Here is a 16,258-nt window from a genome sequence, read left to right as displayed (position 1 = left end):
CGTGCGGGATCGAACCGATCACACGTTGCAGCGGAACACTCCTCACAGCGCTCCGACACGTGAATCAACACCCCTTGCGCCGATGCGCAGTGAGGGCGTCGAGCAGTCCGGGGAACGCCTCGTTCATCTCGTCTCCCTACCCTGCACTGCCATGACCATGTATGCCCGAAGACTTACGACCACCGGAAGGATCGGCACCATGAGCAGTAGCAGGAAGTACTCGATCAGCCTGCCCGAGGACCTCGCCGAGGCCGCACGCGCCCACGTCGGACCCGGCGGTTTCTCGGCCTACGTCGCGGAAGCCCTCGAACAGCGGGTCGCCATGGACAAGCTCCGAGAGATCGTCGCCGACTTCGAGACCGACAATGACGAGCTCACCCGCGAGGAGGTCGATGCCGCCCGCGCGCTGCTGCGCCATGACCACCGGCAGGTCGGCGGGGCCGCCGCCTGATGGCCGGCACCCTGCTGCTCGACAGCGAAGGCCTCTCGAAGCTCTACCGCAAGGACCGTGCCGTCGTGGCCTTGGTCCAAGCGGCATGTTGAAGCGCAATGTCGATCACAACGCTCCCACCGCGAAAACACGGTTTCGCGGCGTTCAAGTCAGCACAGAATCAGTACCGTGGAGCGTGCTCGCCCTGCATGCCTGGAGGCTGCACCTCCAGGATCGCCGCCGTCCCGCCAGCCACAGCACACTCGTACAGCGTGATCCGATCACCTGGGGCAAGGTGCCTCCACCGCACCGGGTTCAGGGGCAGGAGGCGTACCGGAGCCCGAGCGCCGGGCGGGAGGTCAGGAGCGAACTCGACCCACACACGGGCGATGTCCAGTTCGGACGCTCCGTCATCCCTCTGGTTGCCGATGTCCCACATCGGCCGCAACACCCCGGCGCCAGGAATCGATGTACTCCGGAACGCCTCACCGGCCGGGCGGAGTACGAGATCAGCGCGGATGACCCCCACACGCGACTCGGCGCCCCGCCACGAGCACCACTCCCGGCTCCGTTCGAGCCCCAGCATCCCGGCCGCGCGCACCAACTCCTCCCAGAAGGCCGTCGGCGCGGACCATCCGTCACCCAGGTCCTGGAGCAGATCGAGCGCCACCTCCCACTCGTCGTGCGCGAGGTAGTCCCAGACATCGGAAACGGTGACGTCGTTGTCGGTGGCAACGCCCTCGGGCACCAGCAGCGAGGCGGCCTCCAGTATCCCGACGACATCCATGCGCCGATTATGGATCAGCAGCATGACGCCTTCTCGTGAAGGCCGGAATCGCTAGGGTTGCCTCATGACCGCACTGCCCGACTGGATGCGCCCGCCACGCGCGGAAGGCTGGTTCGCGGAGGACCTGGACCGCCTCCCGGAAGCCCCGCGCCACACCGAGCTGATCGACGGAGCCCTCGTATTCATGATGTCGCCCGAGCGCTGGTGGCACGGAGAGATCGTCACCGACCTCACGTTCGCCCTCAGGGCACAGGCCCCAGCGGGATTCAAGGTCGGTCGGGAGATGACCATCCGCCTCGATGCCCGTAACCGACCGGAACCGGACCTCGTGGTGACCACGGCCCCGTACGACCCTGACTGCACCTGGTTCGCCCCGGAGGACGTCCAGCTCGTCATCGAGGTCGTCTCACCGGAGTCCGCCCATCGCGACCGGACCGTCAAGCTGCGCAAGTACGCCGAGGCCGGCATCCGGCACTACTGGTGCATCGAGGACGAGGACACCATCCCCGCCGTGCACGTCTACGAACTCGACGAGCCGACCGGATCGTATGCGCCGGCAGGGATCTTCCGCCATGCGCTTCAGCGGTCCCTGCCGTTCGAGATCAGCCTCGATCTGGACAAGCTCGCGCCGGGCCGGGCCGGCTGAGACCACGGTTTCAGGTCAGCACCAAGTCAGCACGGGGAATGCAGAAGGGGTCGGGCTCCTAGAGCCCGACCCCTTCTGACCTGCACGTTCGACGAACCACTTAACGTGCAGCATGCACGCGGCTACACGTTGAAGCGGAACTCCACCACGTCGCCGTCCTGCATCACGTACTCCTTGCCCTCCATGCGGGCCTTGCCCTTCGCGCGGGCCTCGGCGACCGAGCCCGTCTCGACCAGGTCCTCGAAGGAGATGATCTCCGCCTTGATGAAGCCCTTCTGGAAGTCGGTGTGGATGACACCGGCCGCCTCGGGGGCCGTGGCACCCTTCTTGATCGTCCAGGCGCGGGCTTCCTTCGGACCTGCCGTGAGGTAGGTCTGGAGGCCCAGGGTGTCGAAGCCGACGCGGCCGAGGGTGGCCAGGCCGGGCTCTTCCTGGCCCATGGACTGGAGGAGTTCGAGGGCCTCGTCGTCGTCGAGTTCGATGAGCTCGGACTCGATCTTGGCGTTGAGGAAGATCGCCTCGGCGGGGGCGACCAGGGCGCGCTGTTCGTTCTTGAAGTCCTCGTCGACCAGCTCGTCCTCGTCGACGTTGAAGACGTAGAGGAAGGGCTTGGTGGTGAGGAGGTGCAGCTCGTGGAGGAGCTTGCCCTTCTCGGTGCCTGCGGTGATGCCCGCGTGGAAGAGGGTCTGGCCGGACTCCAGGATCTTCTGGGCCTCCTCGACCGCGGCGAGGACCGCGACCTTCTCCTTCTGGAGGCGGGACTCCTTGGTGAGGCGCGGGACGGCCTTCTCGACGGACTGGAGGTCGGCGAGGATCAGCTCGGTGTGGATTGTCTCGATGTCGTCCTTGGGCGAGACCTTGCCGTCGACGTGGACGACGTTCTCGTCCTTGAAGGCACGGATGACCTGGCAGATCGCGTCGGACTCGCGGATGTTCGCGAGGAACTTGTTGCCGAGGCCCTCGCCCTCGCTCGCGCCGCGCACGATGCCGGCGATGTCCACGAAGTCGACGGTGGCCGGGAGCAGCTTCTGGGAGTTGAAGATCTCCGCGAGCTTGTTCAGACGCGCGTCGGGGACGCCGACCACGCCGACGTTCGGCTCGATCGTGGCGAACGGGTAGTTGGCCGCCAGCACGTCGTTCTTGGTCAGGGCGTTGAACAGGGTCGACTTGCCGACATTCGGCAGACCGACGATTCCGATCGTGAGCGACACGTTGGCGACTTCCTGCAGTAAGGATGGATGGGCCGATTCTCCAGTTTACGGGCGGGGGCAAGCGGGTAGTCACAGCTCTGGCGCGGGGGCGATCCGGCTCCCGTTCGGCCAAGTGGCATCGAACTCATCGCCAAGGTCACCCAAAGGGCGTGTCCAACGCGCCTGTCCTCCCGCTTCGCGACCTACGTTGTCCCGGTGGAGCAGCCCAGAACACGTCCCCCTCGGCGCCGGCAGTCGTCACAGCAGTTCCCGCAGGGCACCCTCGACGAGGCCGACACCGTCTATCGGGCTGTGGGCTCGCCCGGCCCGCGGGCACGCCCGGTGCCGCCCGCCGTGCTCGCGCTGCGCCGGCTGCCCAGTCCTCGGCTCACCGGCATCGGTGCCGGACTGTTCGCCGCCGCCGCCATGTTCTCGCTGGCGTGCCTCGACTGGCTGCTGTTCGACGGTTCGCCGGTGGTGTACGGGGTGCTGTTCCTGCCGGTCAGCGCGCTGACCGCACTGTGGGTGCGGCCGGCCGATCTGGTGACCGCACCGATCATCGTGCCGATCGCGTTCGCCGTCGGTGTGATTCCGATCTCCGGCGGCACGGGCGGCTTCGGCGGGCAGACGATGGCGGTCGTCACCGCGCTCGCCGTCCATGCCGGCTGGCTGTACGGCGGCACGCTCGTCGCGGGGCTCATCGCCACCGTGCGCAAGGTCCGGCTGATGCGGCAGCGCCGGCGGCGGATGCTGCTGGCCGCGCGGGCGGCGCGGTCCACCCGGCGTCCGAAGGGTTAGGTCCTGTCCTGTCGATCTTCGTGGATCGGCCCGGGGCGTCTGGTGCGGTGCATCGCAAGGCGGAGGATCGTCCTCGTACTGGACGTACGTGGGCGACTGACGACAACGCGGCGAGGTGCCGTGCCAGGCGTTCCGGGCCCACGAAGATCGGCAGGACAGGACCTAGTGCCTCCCGGTCAGCTGTCTGCCGCGGCCATGGCCGCGCCGACGATGCCCGCGTTGTTCTGCAGCTCCGCGGGGATCATCTCGGCCCGCACGTGGTCGATCAGCGGCAGGAACTTGTCCGCCTTGCGGCTGACTCCGCCGCCGATGATGAAGAGCTCGGGCGAGAACAGCATCTCCACGTGGGTCAGGTACCTCTGCACCCGGTGCGCCCAGTGGTGCCAGCTCAGGTCCTCGTCCTCCTTGGCCTTCGTGGAGGCGTGCTTCTCGGCGTCGTGTCCGTTCAGCTCCAGATGGCCGAGCTCGGTGTTGGGCACGAGCTGCCCGTCGATGAAGACAGCGCTGCCGATCCCCGTACCGAACGTCAGCATGATCACAGTCCCCTTGCGACCGCGGCCGGCGCCGAAGGCCATCTCGGCGATTCCCGCCGCGTCGGCGTCGTTGAGGACGGTCACCGGAAGGCCCAGTTTGTTACTGAGGAGGGTGCGGGCGTCGGTGTCGATCCAGCCCTTGTCGACATTGGCGGCTGTGCGGGTGACACCGCCGGTGACTACGCCCGGGAAGGTGATGCCGACCGGTCCCGACCAGCCGAAGTGGCCGACCACCTCGGCCACGCTGTCGGCCACGTCCTTGGGCGTGGCCGGCTGCGGTGTCAGTACCTTGTGGCGCTCCTGCGCCAGGTCTCCGCGGTCCAGGTCCACGGGAGCACCCTTGATCCCGGATCCGCCGATGTCCACGCCGAAGATCTGCATGCGACCCACGGTACGGGCCCGCGCCGCACCGCGCTCCACTTCCCGGGGCACGGGCCCGCACCCCGGGGAGGCCGTTACTTCGCGGAGAGTGCTGCAGCCTCTGCGCGCAGGTCCCTCCGGAGCTCCTTGGGCAGCGAGAAGGTGATCGACTCGTCGGCCGTCTTCACCGTCTCCACGTCTGCGTAGCCACGCTCGGCCAGCCACTCCAGTACGCCGTCGACCAGCACGTCGGGGACGGAGGCTCCGGAGGTGAGGCCGACCGTGGTGACGCCCTCCAGCCAGGCCTCGTCGATCTCGTGGGCGAAGTCCACCAGATGGGCGGCGGGGGCGCCCGCGTCCAGGGCGACCTCGACCATGCGGATCGAGTTCGAGGAGTTCTTGGAGCCGACGACGATGACCAGCTCGGCGTCCTCGGCCAGCTTCTTCACCGCGATCTGGCGGTTCTGCGTGGCGTAGCAGATGTCGTCGCTCGGCGGCGAGAGAAGCTGGGGGAACTTCTCCTTCAGCGCGTCCACCGTCTCCATCGTCTCGTCGACCGAGAGCGTGGTCTGGGAGAGCCAGACGACCTTCGACTCGTCGCGCACGGAGACATGGGCGACGTCCTCGGGGCCGTCGACCAGGGTGATGTGGTCGGGCGCCTCGCCGCTCGTGCCGATGACTTCCTCGTGGCCCTCGTGGCCGATCAGGAGGATGTCGTAGTCCTCCTTGGCGAACCGGACCGCTTCCTTGTGAACCTTGGTGACCAGCGGGCACGTCGCGTCGATCGTGGCCAGCTTGCGCTCGGCGGCCTCGGCGTGGACGGTCGGTGCGACGCCGTGCGCGGAGAACATCACGATGGAGCCCTCGGGGACCTCCGCGGTGACGTCGACGAAGATCGCGCCCTTCTTCTCCAGCGTCTGCACGACGTACTTGTTGTGCACGATCTCGTGGCGGACGTAGATCGGGGCCCCGTACTGCTCCAGGGCCTTCTCGACGGCGATCACGGCACGGTCCACGCCCGCGCAGTAGCCACGAGGCGCGGCGAGCAGGACGCGGCGCGTGGCGCCCGCACTCGGGTCGGTGGCGGGTGACGGGCTGGACGTAGCAGTCATGCGTCCCATCGTAAGGCCGTGCCGAACAGGCGCGGGATCAGCCGGGTCGGGAGACTTGCCCATACGCGGCGTACGCCCCGTACGCCCCGTAAGCGACCGTGTCCGCGCGATCCACGGAGGGCTCATGGCCGGCAGCGGTACGGACAGGGCGGGACTGCACCGGACGCTCGGGTTCCGGGATCTGGTGGTGTACGGGCTGCTGTTCATCGCGCCCATGGCGCCTGTCGGGATCTTCGGCACGCTCGACGCGAAATCGGGCGGCGCGGTCGCGCTCGTGTACGTCGTGGCGACCGTCGTCATGGCGTTCACCGCCTTCAGCTACGCCCAGATGGTGCGGGTCGTGCCGCTGGCCGGTTCGGTCTTCGCGTACGCGCGCAAGGGGCTAGGGGAAGGGCCCGGGTTCATCGCCGGATGGATGGCGATGCTGGACTATCTGCTGATCCCGGCGGTCGCCTATCTCTTCTCCGGGATCGCGATGAACTCGCTGGTGCCGTCGGTGTCGCGGTGGGTCTGGACGGCGCTCGCGGTGGTCGTCACCACGCTGCTCAACCTGTGGGGGGTGCGGGCTGCCGCCCGGGTCGGCTTCGCGGTCCTCGCGATGGAGATCGCGGTGCTGGCGGTGTTCCTGGTGTCGGCGGTGGTCGTTCTCGTGCGGGACGGGGCGCAACGCGGCTGGTGGACGCCGCTCACCGGGGACTCCGGCTTCTCGACGTCGGCGGTACTGGGCGCGGTATCGGTGGCCGTGCTCTCGTACCTGGGCTTCGACGCCATCGCCTCGTTCGCGGAGGAGGCCACCGGTGGATCGGAGAAGGTGGCGCGGGCGGTGCTGTTCTGTCTGGTGCTCGCGGGGGCGCTGTTCGTGGCGCAGGGCTATCTGGCGGCCCTGCTGGAACCGATGACGTCGGCGGAGCTGACCGCCGCTCCGGCCAGGCAGGGGTCCGCCTTCTACGACACCGTGGACTTCGCCGTCGGCACCTGGCTGCACGACCTGGTGGCGGTCAGCAAGGCGATCGGGGCGGCGTTCGCGGCGCTGGCCGGGCAGGCGGCGGCGGGGCGGCTGCTGTTCGCGATGGCCAGGGAGCGGCGGCTGCCCCCGCTGCTGGCCCGGGTCGACCCGCGGTCCGGGGTGCCGCGGACCGCGATCCTGATCGCCGCGGGCGTGACGCTGGTGGCGGCGGTGTGGGCGGCCCGGCGCGCCGACGGCCTCGACCGTCTGGTCTCGGTGGTCGACATCGGGGCGCTGACGGCGTTCGTACTGCTGCACGCGTCGGTGATCGGCTGGTTCGCCGTGCGCCGGATGAATGGACCGCCCGGCTGGTGGCGGCACGTGCTGGTGCCGGTGGTGGGTGCGGGGGTGCTGGTCGCGGTGATCGCGGCGGCGACGGCGAGCGCTCAGGTGGTGGGGGTCTTCTGGCTGGCGGTGGGGCTGGTGGTGCTGGTGGTGCAGTGCGGGCGACGCCCGGCTGCATGACGGCCTCCCCCCACTCCCCCGTCGTGGGGGCTGTAAGGGCCTCTCGCGTGTCGTGGGGCTGCCTTGTTGTCCGTGGCGGCGGATACGCTCGCTCGCATGGCTCTCAATACGTCCGCGGAAGCTCCGCTGCCCGTCGGCGAGGTGTCACGGCTGATCGGGGGATGGATCGACCGGCTCGGCGCCGTCTGGGTCGAGGGGCAGATCACGCAGTTGTCGCGACGGCCGGGTGCCGGGGTGGTGTTCCTGACGCTGCGCGACCCGTCGCACGACATCTCCGTGAGCGTGACCTGCTTCCGTCAGGTCTTCGACCGGATCGCGGATGTGGTGACGGAGGGTGCGCGGGTCGTCGTCCTCGCCAAGCCCGAGTGGTACGCACCCCGCGGCCAGCTGTCCCTGCGGGCCACCGAGATACGGCCGGTGGGCATCGGCGAACTGCTGGTCCGGCTGGAGCAGCTGAAGAAGTCCCTGGCCGCGGAGGGGCTCTTCGCCCTGGACCGGAAGAAGCCGCTGCCGTTCCTGCCGCAGCTGATCGGTCTGGTCTGCGGTCGGGCCTCGGCGGCCGAGCGCGACGTGCTGGAGAACGCGCGGCGGCGCTGGCCCGCGGTCCGGTTCGAGGTGCGCAATACCGCGGTGCAGGGCGTGCACGCGGTGAACCAGGTGGTCCAGGCGGTGAAGGAGCTGGACGACCGGCCCGATGTCGATGTGATCATCGTGGCGCGCGGCGGCGGCAGTGTGGAGGACCTGCTGCCGTTCTCGGACGAGCAGCTCATCCGTACGGTCGCCGAGTGCCGCAAGCCGGTGGTGTCCGCGATCGGGCACGAGCCGGACTCCCCGCTGCTCGACCTGGTCGCGGATCTGCGGGCGTCCACGCCGACGGACGCGGCGAAGAAGGTCGTGCCGGACGTGGGCGAGGAGCTGGACCGGGTGCAGCAGCTGCGGGACCGGGCCCTGCGGACCGTACGAGGGCTGCTCGACCGCGAGGAGCGGGGACTGGCCCATGCGCTGGGCCGGCCTTCCATGCAGCAGCCGCAGCGGATGGTGGACGAGCGTGCGGCGGAGGTCGACGCGCTGATCGGGCGGAGCCGCCGGGTGCTGGGTCATCTGCTGGACCGGGCGGACTCGGAGCTCGCCCACACCCGGGCACGGGTGGTCGCACTGTCGCCCGCGGCGACGCTGGAGCGCGGGTACGCGGTGCTGCAGCGGCCGGACGGTCATGTGGTCCGCTCCCCCGCGGACGCCGGGGCGCCGGGCGACGAGCTGCGGGCGCGGGTGTCGGAGGGCGAGTTCACCGTGCGGGTGGCCGAATGACGGACGCGCCGCCCCGCCGTTTCGGCTCGGACCTGGTTGTCGTACCTCACACATAGGGTGGATCACATGACGGACGACGCGACAACGGCACCTGCCGCCACGGACACGCTCGGGTACGAGCAGGCGCGGGACGAGCTGATCGAGGTCGTGCGGCGCCTGGAGGCGGGCGGCACGACGCTGGAGGAGTCGCTCGCGCTGTGGGAGCGCGGCGAGGAGCTGGCCAAGGTGTGCCGGCACTGGCTGCAGGGCGCCCGGGCCCGGCTGGACGAGGCGCTCGCCCAGCCCGGGAAGGAGCAACCGGAGGGGCAGGGCGCCGCGGGCTGAGCCCGGTCCCGGAATAGATCCGGCGCGCCCGGTGGTTGTGCGCCTCGTCAGAAGTCGGGGCGGCCGGGCGCACTTCGCACACGTTTGTGGAGTGGATCACTCAGGTCAGGTTTTAGTTGAAAGTTAACCTACCTCTCGGTTACGGTCGCCGTATCGCTTGATCCGTTGTTCGTTCGGAAGGTAATAACCGAAATGTCCCTCGTTCTTGACCCCGCCGCCCAGGACCTCCTCTTCCGCGAGGCCCGCACCGCCAACACCTTCACCGACGAGCCGGTCTCCGACGAGCAGATCCAGGCGATCTACGACCTGGTCAAGTACGGCCCGACCGCCTTCAACCAGTCGCCGCTGCGCGTCGTCCTGGTCCGCTCCGACGACGCCCGCGCGCGCCTCGTGAAGCACATGGCCGAGGGCAACCAGCCGAAGACCTCCACCGCTCCGCTGGTCGCGATCCTGGCCGCCGACAACGAGTTCCACGAGGAGCTCCCGGCCCTGATGCCGCACTTCCCGCAGGCCAAGGACGCGTTCTTCTCCGAGCGCCCGGTCCGCGAGTCGTCCGCCGCGCTGAACGCCGCCCTGCAGGCCGCGTACTTCATCGTCGGCGTCCGCGCCGCCGGCCTGGCCGCCGGCCCGATGACCGGCCTCGACGCCGCGGGCATCGAGAAGGAGTTCCTGGACGGCGACCACAGCCTGCTGATGGTCGTCAACATCGGCAAGCCGGGCGAGGACGCCTGGTTCCCGCGCCTGCCGCGTCTCGCCTACGACGAGGTCATCACGACCGTCTGAGCCGTTCCAGCCGTACGGAGAGGGGCCCCGGAGCACGTGCTTCGCGGCCCCTCTCCGTAACGGCCTCCCCCGCGGTAGGGAGTGGATCAGCGAGCGGCGTCATGCGGCTTCGATGACAAGGCGGAGGACGGAGTCGACGCGGAGCGTCGGTGACCGACGACAACGCCGCAAGCGGGGTCGCAGGGCGTCGGGAGCCCACTCCCTACCGCGGGGGAGGCCGTAAGCCCGTGTGCGGGGCCGGCCGGCTCGCGGCTCAGGACGTCCTGAGAGCGGCGGCCATCTCCGCCAGCCGCTCCGTCGACGCCGAGCCGGTGACGACCGTGGTCGCGCCCTTGTCGTGGCGCACGAGGGCGTCGTACTTCGGGCCCTTCCAGTGCTGCCACGTCTCACCGGCGACCTGCTGCGTGTGCCCGGTGTTCCGTGCATCCTGACTGACCTCGGACACGTACTTCTTCGCCGGGGATGTCGACTGCTCCACCGCGACGTACTTGCCGTCCGGGTCGAGGAAGCCCAGGTGCCAGCCGTTGCCCGCCTCGCGGTCGTAACTGACCGAGGTCGGCTTCCAGTCCTTGGACAGACCGGCCGGAGCAGCCACCGGATACGGGGCCGCGCGCCTGGCCGTCACGAGTTCCACGCGGTAGTCGACCGCCTTGATCGGGTTGGCCTTGTCGTCGTGCGGGACGAAAATGTAAACGACCCCCGCGACGGCGGAGATCACCGCCATCGACAGGATCATGTCCCGCGCAGTCTGCTTGCCTCGCTTGCTTGCCACGGGTCCATGGTCGCATCACGTCCGACGGGGCCGACCGAGGGGCAGGAGGACGCGGCACCCACCCCATCCCGCCGCTCATAAGTGACCCGGTCTGCTCATTTTATCGACCTGGCGATAGAGTCAGAGCACCCTCTTCCGGTCGTCGTCGTACAGAAAGGTGCGCTCCGATGTCCGAGCATCATCTGCCGTCCCAGCTAGAGGTCTCCCCGGAGGCCCCCGACCGCAACCTGGCCCTGGAGCTGGTCCGGGTCACCGAGGCCGCCGCCATGGCCGCCGGGCGCTGGGTCGGCCGCGGCGACAAGATCGGCGCCGACGGCGCCGCCGTGAAGGCCATGCGCACCCTCGTCTCGACCGTCTCGATGAACGGCGTCGTCGTCATCGGTGAGGGCGAGAAGGACGAAGCCCCCATGCTGTTCAACGGCGAGCGGGTCGGTGACGGCACCGGCCCCGAGGTCGACATCGCCGTGGACCCGATCGACGGTACGACCCTGAACGCCAAGGGCATGCCGAACGCGATCGCCGTGCTGGCCGCCGCCGACCGCGGCGCCATGTTCGACCCGTCCGCGGTCTTCTACATGGACAAGCTGGTCACCGGCCCCGAGGCCGCCGACTTCGTCGACATCAACGCCCCGGTGGCGGTGAACATCCGCCGGGTCGCGAAGGCGAAGAACTCCGCCCCCGAGGACGTCACCGTCGTCATCCTGGACCGCCCGCGCCACGAGGGCATCGTCAAGGAGATCCGGGAGACCGGCGCCCGGATCAAGTTCATCACCGACGGCGATGTCGCCGGCTCGATCATGGCCGCCCGCGAGGGCACCGGCGTCGATCTGCTGATGGGCATCGGCGGCACCCCCGAGGGCATCATCTCGGCGTGCGCCATAAAGTGCCTCGGCGGTGTGATCCAGGGCAAGCTCTGGCCGAAGGACGAGGCCGAGCGGCAGCGCGCGCTGGACGCCGGGCACGACCTGGACCGGGTGCTGTCCACGGACGACCTGGTCAGCGGCGACAACGTGTTCTTCGTCGCGACCGGCATCACGGACGGTGAGCTGATGCGCGGCGTGCGGTACCGCAGCGAGACGGCGACCACCGAGTCGATCGTGATGCGGTCCAAGTCCGGCACGATCCGGAAGATCGACTCGACCCACCGGCTGTCGAAGCTGCGCGCCTACAGCGCGATCGACTTCGACCGCGCGAAGTAGACCGCGCGAGGAGGGTGCTGAAGATCTTGGCCGGACCAGCGAGCGGCGTCTGGTGCGTACAGCTGCAAGGCGCCGAAGCGGCCTCATAGCGGAGCTGTCAGACCGTTTTGGCAACGCCGCAGATGTGCGTGCAAGACGTCGGGAGCCCGGCCAAGATCTTCAGTGCCCTCCTAGGCACGCGTGAGCGGGCCTCGCCCGGCCGGGAGAACGTGAAGAGGCGCCCCCCATGTGCGGTGGGGGCGCCTCTGCGCGTCGACTGCGGGTGGGGGTGGCTCGTCGCGTCCGGGGAGCCGACGCCCCGTCCCGATGGAGCCGCTCGTCGCGTGCCGCGAGGCCCCGTTCGTCCGCTCCGGTCTGGTCCGCTCCGGTCAGCCGGCTGCGGCGATGTGGCCGGCCGAAGCAGCGGCCTTGAGCTCCATCTCACGCCGCCTGCGGCGGGCGAGCACCACACGGCGTTCGGCGGCGGTGAGGCCGCCCCACACTCCGTACGGTTCGGGCTGCACCAAGGCGTGTTCCCGGCACTCGATCATCACCGGACAGCGCGCACAGACCCGCTTCGCGGACTCCTCTCGTGAAAGTCGGGCAGCAGTCGGCTCCTTCGACGGGGCGAAGAACAGCCCGGCTTCGTCCCGGCGGCACACCGCCTCCGAGTGCCAGGGGCCCGCCTCGCCCTCCCGAGCAGGGGTGCGCTGGGTGGGGACGGCGGCGACCTGCAGGGGCTGATGCGGCAGTTGCAGCACGGTCTACTCCTGACGACGGCTTCGCGAGCGAGAGACGATGCAGCAGTCCCTACCCGCTGTGCGTGCGCCTATGCACTGAGTGGCACCGAGTTCCGGGCGGCGAAATTGTGGTCGATCGGAAAATTGGCCTGATTGGACACGGTGCGGACCGGCGCGGCCGCCGTGGTTCAGTGGCCGAGGTGTTTGCGCAGCTTGCTGTGGAGATCCGTAATCAGTTTCCCGCGCTTCGGCTTCGCCTCGACGTTGCCGAAGACCGAATAGCCGTTGACGATGACCACCGGTGCCTCGGGGTCTGCGGATTCCAGTGTGACCACTTCGAAATTACCGAAGACGCCCGTCCCGCTGCCGCGCAGCGAGATGTTCTCCGGAACCTTGATCTCGACACTTCCGAAGATGGATGTCGCGTTGATGACGGTGAGCCTCTGGCCGAAAAGCGCCTCGGTCAGATCGATCTCCACGCTGCCGAAGAGCGAGAAGGCGTTCGTACGGCCGCCGACGCGCCAACGGCCCTTGCGCGTGGAGCTGCTGAAGATCGCCACCAGGTTGTCGGCCGGGCCGGCGGGGGCCTCGGGGCCGTACGCGTACGGAGCGGCGGACGAGGGCAGGGCACCCCCGCCGGGGTTCGGCAGATCCCGTACCAGCGGTTCGAGTTCACCGACGGTCTTGGCCCGGTAGACCGCGTCGACCCGCTCGGCATGCTCCTCGGCGGTCAGCCGGCCCTCGGCCATGGCATCGCGCAGGATGTCCGCGATCCGGTCGCGGTCCGCGTCGGAGGCGCGGATGCCCGCGGGCGCGGTCTGCGCCGGGGCGGCGGGCTGCTGGGGGTGCTTTTCGAGGTCCACCGACCAAGCGTACCCAAACGCGATAGATCGCGACTAGAGCCTCTCCGCCCGATCAGGCCGGATCAGGGAACGGCCCGCCGCGGAGTGACGACACCGCAGATGTACGCGCCGGACCCCGCGGGCCGTGAGCCTTACCTCACAGCTTCGGCACCCTTGCGGCGTTCTACCCTGGTGGGTGCGCTGCCCAAGGGAGGCCAGCCGCTGTCGCCGAGTAAGGAATGGCCGTAATGCCAGAGTTTGCGTACTCCGATCTGCTCCCTCTGGGAGAGGACACCACGCCGTACCGGCTGGTGACCGCCGAGGGCGTCTCGACCTTCGAGGCCGACGGCCGTACGTTCCTCAAGGTCGAGCCGGACGCGCTGCGCACCCTGGCCGCCGAAGCGATGCACGACATCTCGCATTACCTGCGCCCCGCTCACCTGGCACAGTTGCGGCGGATCGTCGAGGACCCCGAGGCGTCGTCCAACGACAAGTTCGTGGCGCTCGACCTGCTGAAGAACGCCAACATCGCCGCCGCGGGCGTCCTCCCCATGTGCCAGGACACCGGCACCGCGATCGTCATGGGCAAGCGCGGGCAGAACGTACTGACTTCGGGCGGTGACGAAGAGGCGCTCTCGCGCGGCATCTTCGACGCGTACACCAAGCTCAACCTGCGCTACTCGCAGATGGCTCCGCTCACCATGTGGGAGGAGAAGAACACCGGCTCGAACCTCCCGGCCCAGATCGAGCTGTACGCCACCGACGGCGGCGCCTACAAGTTCCTCTTCATGGCGAAGGGCGGCGGCTCGGCCAACAAGTCGTTCCTCTTCCAGGAGACGAAGGCCGTCCTGAACGAGGCCTCCATGATGACGTTCCTGGAGGAGAAGATCCGTTCGCTGGGAACCGCGGCCTGCCCGCCGTACCACCTGGCGATCGTTGTCGGCGGCACGTCGGCCGAGTTCGCCCTGAAGACCGCGAAGTACGCCTCCGCCCACTACCTGGACGAACTGCCCGCCGAGGGCTCGCCCACGGGTCACGGCTTCCGCGACAAGGAGCTGGAGGAGAAGGTCTTCGAGCTGACGCAGAAGATCGGAATCGGCGCGCAGTTCGGCGGCAAGTACTTCTGCCACGACGTGCGCGTGGTGCGGCTGCCCCGGCACGGTGCCTCGCTGCCTGTGGCGATCGCCGTGTCCTGCTCCGCGGACCGTCAGGCCACCGCGAAGATCACCGCCGAGGGTGTGTTCCTGGAGCAGCTGGAGAAGGACCCGGCGCGCTTCCTGCCGGACACCACGGACGAGCACCTGGACGAGGCGGGTGACGTCGTCAGGATCGACCTGAACCGGCCGATGGACGACATCCTCGCCGAGCTGACCAAGTACCCGGTCAAGACCCGCCTTTCGCTGACCGGCCCGCTGGTCGTGGCGCGCGACATCGCGCACGCCAAGATCAAGGAGCGGCTGGACGCGGGCGAGGAGATGCCGCGGTACCTGAAGGACCACCCGGTGTACTACGCGGGTCCGGCGAAGACGCCCGAGGGGTACGCCTCGGGTTCCTTCGGCCCGACGACGGCCGGGCGCATGGACAGCTACGTCGCGCAGTTCCAGGCGGCGGGCGGCTCCAAGGTGATGCTCGCCAAGGGCAACCGGTCCAAGCAGGTCACCGACGCGTGTGATGCGCACGGCGGTTTCTACCTCGGCTCGATCGGCGGCCCGGCGGCGCGCCTCGCCCAGGACTGCATCAAGAAGGTCGAGGTCGTCGAGTACGAGGAGCTCGGCATGGAGGCGGTCTGGAAGATCGAGGTCGAGGACTTCCCGGCGTTCGTCGTCGTCGACGACAAGGGCAACGACTTCTTCACCGAGCCTGCTCCGGCGCCGACGTTCACCAGCATTCCGGTGCGCGGTCCCGGTCTCGCCTGACCGACAGGAATCGGCCCGCTTCGGGGGCGTCACGGCTTCGGCCGGGGCGCCCTCGCGGTCCGTCCGTGACGGATTCGGCGCCAGGCCGCCGTGCGTCCGCGCCCCTTCGTTCAGGTGTCGAGCAGTCCTGACGTGGCGAGCAGACAGCCCAGCTGGGCGCGGCTGTTGCTGCCCAGTTGCATCTGGCTGCCGTACTGGGAGCATTCGTGAACGAGACCGCGAGCCGGTGAGCAAAACGGGGCAGGGCGGCCGCCCTGCCCCGTCGGCCGTTACGCGAAGCGCTGCTTCGCTGTCCCGTCGCACGCCTGCAGCTTCAGCGGGTCCTTGGCCGCCGCCAGCGTCAGACACAGGCCGGTCGACGCCGCCGGGCGCACGGTGCCCGACTGCCTGACGAACTGCTGGTTGGCCGCGCTCGAGCAGTTCCACAGGATGACCGTGGCGCCCGCCCTGTAGTCGGCGCCCGGCACATCGAGGCACCGGTCGTGGCTCAGCTCCGTGTGGATGCTCTTGTCGGCGGTGTCGTACCACCAGCCCTGGTTGCGGCCGCCGTGGCAGTCCCAGCCGCCGATCGGGGTGTTGTTGCGGGTCACCGAGGCGGGGACGTCCACACAGGTGCCGGTGGCCTCGTTCTTGAGGGGTTTGAAGAGCGAGTCCCAGGCGGCCGGCTCCAGGACCGGCTTTCCGGTGCCGGCCGGGTCGGCACAGCTCGCCTCGCGCAGACCGGAGTTGTAGATCTGGGTCAGGCACGATGCGAAGGCCGCGTGCCCCCGCGCGTTGGGGTGGAAGGACTGCCGGACGGAGTTGGAGTCCGGCGGGAAGTGCGAGAGGTCGATGTACAGACCGCGGGCCCAGGTGGACTCGCTGCAGACCTCGTGGCCGTGGAAGAGACGCGAGTTGTCGAGTTGAAGTGCTCTCCCGGCTGAAGCCGGGAGATTCCCGCTTACCTTGCGGCAGCGGGCTTGACGCGCTTCGTGCGCCTGACGACTGCCCTCCCGGCAGCCGGGATGAGCGCGAGGCCCATCCGGTACAGGTGCAAGACGTTCCGGGCCGCGTTGTGATCGGCGTTGC

The 16,258-nt window shown here is 69.1% G+C and carries 17 protein-coding genes and 1 pseudogene; 10 read left to right on the top strand and 8 right to left on the bottom strand.

The genetic code is table 11. From position 1 onward, the window contains the following. The first annotated feature begins 199 nt into the window (after nucleotides 1-199). Nucleotides 200-451: a hypothetical protein gene (locus ACGFSA_RS08660; protein WP_393301685.1), complete on the top strand. Its 252-nt coding sequence runs from the start codon at nucleotides 200-202 to the stop codon at nucleotides 449-451. Beyond that, a pseudogene (locus ACGFSA_RS08655) lies at nucleotides 451-537 on the top strand (DNA-binding protein); the annotation flags it as partial. The gene ACGFSA_RS08660 and the pseudogene ACGFSA_RS08655, both read left to right, overlap by 1 nt. Nucleotides 538-611: 74 nt before the next feature. Here ACGFSA_RS08655 and ACGFSA_RS08650 read toward each other — a convergent pair. Beyond that, nucleotides 612-1,217, bottom strand: coding sequence for a hypothetical protein (locus ACGFSA_RS08650; protein WP_393301682.1), 606 nt, complete (start codon nucleotides 1,215-1,217; stop codon nucleotides 612-614). 64 nt (nucleotides 1,218-1,281) lie between these two features. Between ACGFSA_RS08650 and ACGFSA_RS08645 the strand changes: the two genes are divergently transcribed. Further along, on the top strand, nucleotides 1,282-1,863 hold the full coding sequence (locus ACGFSA_RS08645) for a Uma2 family endonuclease (protein ID WP_393301678.1): 582 nt from the start codon (nucleotides 1,282-1,284) through the stop codon (nucleotides 1,861-1,863). A gap of 122 nt (nucleotides 1,864-1,985) precedes the next feature. Here ACGFSA_RS08645 and ychF read toward each other — a convergent pair whose 3' ends face one another. Further along, a complete protein-coding gene (ychF, locus tag ACGFSA_RS08640) occupies nucleotides 1,986-3,074 on the bottom strand; it encodes a redox-regulated ATPase YchF (RefSeq protein ID WP_393301675.1) in 1,089 nt (362 codons plus the stop codon). Between the two features lie 195 nt (nucleotides 3,075-3,269). Between ychF and ACGFSA_RS08635 the strand changes: the two genes are divergently transcribed. After that, the gene (locus ACGFSA_RS08635; RefSeq protein ID WP_393301671.1) at nucleotides 3,270-3,851 is read left to right on the top strand and encodes a DUF6542 domain-containing protein; all 582 of its coding nucleotides are present in this window, start codon (nucleotides 3,270-3,272) and stop codon (nucleotides 3,849-3,851) included. A gap of 176 nt (nucleotides 3,852-4,027) precedes the next feature. Here the strand turns inward: ACGFSA_RS08635 and ppgK are convergent, their stop codons facing one another. Beyond that, a complete protein-coding gene (gene ppgK, locus ACGFSA_RS08630) occupies nucleotides 4,028-4,765 on the bottom strand; it encodes a polyphosphate--glucose phosphotransferase (protein ID WP_393301668.1) in 738 nt (245 codons plus the stop codon). 74 nt (nucleotides 4,766-4,839) lie between these two features. Next, nucleotides 4,840-5,865 carry a 4-hydroxy-3-methylbut-2-enyl diphosphate reductase gene (locus ACGFSA_RS08625; protein WP_393301665.1) on the bottom strand — a complete coding sequence of 342 codons (1,026 nt, stop codon included), beginning with the start codon at nucleotides 5,863-5,865 and terminating at the stop codon, nucleotides 4,840-4,842. Nucleotides 5,866-5,980: 115 nt separating this feature from the next. On the opposite strand from ACGFSA_RS08625, the gene ACGFSA_RS08620 reads away from it, so the two are divergent. The 4 genes from ACGFSA_RS08620 (at nucleotide 5,981) to ACGFSA_RS08605 (ending at nucleotide 9,742) form a co-directional block, all read left to right on the top strand. Further along, nucleotides 5,981-7,327, top strand: coding sequence for an APC family permease (locus ACGFSA_RS08620; protein ID WP_393301662.1), 1,347 nt, complete (start codon nucleotides 5,981-5,983; stop codon nucleotides 7,325-7,327). A gap of 96 nt (nucleotides 7,328-7,423) precedes the next feature. After that, the gene (gene xseA, locus ACGFSA_RS08615) at nucleotides 7,424-8,635 is read left to right on the top strand and encodes an exodeoxyribonuclease VII large subunit (RefSeq protein WP_393301659.1); all 1,212 of its coding nucleotides are present in this window, start codon (nucleotides 7,424-7,426) and stop codon (nucleotides 8,633-8,635) included. A 66-nt stretch (nucleotides 8,636-8,701) separates the two neighbouring features. Further along, a complete protein-coding gene (locus ACGFSA_RS08610; protein WP_393301656.1) occupies nucleotides 8,702-8,959 on the top strand; it encodes an exodeoxyribonuclease VII small subunit in 258 nt (85 codons plus the stop codon). Nucleotides 8,960-9,151: 192 nt separating this feature from the next. Continuing rightward, entirely contained in the window at nucleotides 9,152-9,742 is a 591-nt protein-coding gene (locus ACGFSA_RS08605; RefSeq protein ID WP_393301653.1) for a malonic semialdehyde reductase, read from the top strand. Nucleotides 9,743-9,995: 253 nt separating this feature from the next. Here ACGFSA_RS08605 and ACGFSA_RS08600 read toward each other — a convergent pair whose 3' ends face one another. Beyond that, complete coding sequence (locus ACGFSA_RS08600; protein WP_393301650.1) at nucleotides 9,996-10,514, bottom strand: DUF4245 domain-containing protein; 519 nt, start codon at nucleotides 10,512-10,514, stop codon at nucleotides 9,996-9,998. 167 nt (nucleotides 10,515-10,681) lie between these two features. On the opposite strand from ACGFSA_RS08600, the gene glpX reads away from it, so the two are divergent. Beyond that, nucleotides 10,682-11,713 carry a class II fructose-bisphosphatase gene (gene glpX / locus ACGFSA_RS08595; protein ID WP_393301647.1) on the top strand — a complete coding sequence of 344 codons (1,032 nt, stop codon included), beginning with the start codon at nucleotides 10,682-10,684 and terminating at the stop codon, nucleotides 11,711-11,713. A 368-nt stretch (nucleotides 11,714-12,081) separates the two neighbouring features. On the opposite strand, the gene ACGFSA_RS08590 is transcribed toward glpX, so the two are convergent. Beyond that, nucleotides 12,082-12,453: a WhiB family transcriptional regulator gene (locus ACGFSA_RS08590; protein ID WP_358857943.1), complete on the bottom strand. Its 372-nt coding sequence runs from the start codon at nucleotides 12,451-12,453 to the stop codon at nucleotides 12,082-12,084. Nucleotides 12,454-12,620: 167 nt separating this feature from the next. After that, the gene (locus tag ACGFSA_RS08585) at nucleotides 12,621-13,295 is read right to left on the bottom strand and encodes a DUF1707 domain-containing protein (RefSeq protein ID WP_393301643.1); all 675 of its coding nucleotides are present in this window, start codon (nucleotides 13,293-13,295) and stop codon (nucleotides 12,621-12,623) included. Between the two features lie 227 nt (nucleotides 13,296-13,522). Here ACGFSA_RS08585 and ACGFSA_RS08580 point away from each other — a divergent pair, with 227 nt between their 5' ends. Next, entirely contained in the window at nucleotides 13,523-15,190 is a 1,668-nt protein-coding gene (locus tag ACGFSA_RS08580) for a fumarate hydratase (protein ID WP_393301640.1), read from the top strand. Nucleotides 15,191-15,459: 269 nt separating this feature from the next. Here the strand turns inward: ACGFSA_RS08580 and ACGFSA_RS08575 are convergent. Beyond that, nucleotides 15,460-16,258, bottom strand: a 799-nt coding sequence (locus ACGFSA_RS08575) for a ricin-type beta-trefoil lectin domain protein (protein WP_393301637.1), incomplete at its 5' end; no start/stop codon positions are given.

It is taken from the genome of Streptomyces sp. NPDC048496, from assembly GCF_043200055.1.
Taxonomy (GTDB): domain Bacteria; phylum Actinomycetota; class Actinomycetes; order Streptomycetales; family Streptomycetaceae; genus Streptomyces.
This window is presented reverse-complemented; position numbering and strand designations above follow the sequence as displayed.

Coding starts and splice junctions, on each gene's coding strand:
- ACGFSA_RS08610 (WP_393301656.1), top strand. CDS start 8,702: ATGACGGACGACGCGACAACGGCACCTGCCGCCACGGACACGCTCGGG.
- ACGFSA_RS08605 (WP_393301653.1), top strand. CDS start 9,152: ATGTCCCTCGTTCTTGACCCCGCCGCCCAGGACCTCCTCTTCCGCGAG.
- ACGFSA_RS08625 (WP_393301665.1), bottom strand. CDS start 5,865: ATGGGACGCATGACTGCTACGTCCAGCCCGTCACCCGCCACCGACCCG.
- ACGFSA_RS08660 (WP_393301685.1), top strand. CDS start 200: ATGAGCAGTAGCAGGAAGTACTCGATCAGCCTGCCCGAGGACCTCGCC.
- glpX (WP_393301647.1), top strand. CDS start 10,682: ATGTCCGAGCATCATCTGCCGTCCCAGCTAGAGGTCTCCCCGGAGGCC.
- xseA (WP_393301659.1), top strand. CDS start 7,424: ATGGCTCTCAATACGTCCGCGGAAGCTCCGCTGCCCGTCGGCGAGGTG.
- ppgK (WP_393301668.1), bottom strand. CDS start 4,765: ATGCAGATCTTCGGCGTGGACATCGGCGGATCCGGGATCAAGGGTGCT.
- ACGFSA_RS08580 (WP_393301640.1), top strand. CDS start 13,523: ATGCCAGAGTTTGCGTACTCCGATCTGCTCCCTCTGGGAGAGGACACC.
- ACGFSA_RS08620 (WP_393301662.1), top strand. CDS start 5,981: ATGGCCGGCAGCGGTACGGACAGGGCGGGACTGCACCGGACGCTCGGG.
- ACGFSA_RS08645 (WP_393301678.1), top strand. CDS start 1,282: ATGACCGCACTGCCCGACTGGATGCGCCCGCCACGCGCGGAAGGCTGG.
- ACGFSA_RS08650 (WP_393301682.1), bottom strand. CDS start 1,217: ATGGATGTCGTCGGGATACTGGAGGCCGCCTCGCTGCTGGTGCCCGAG.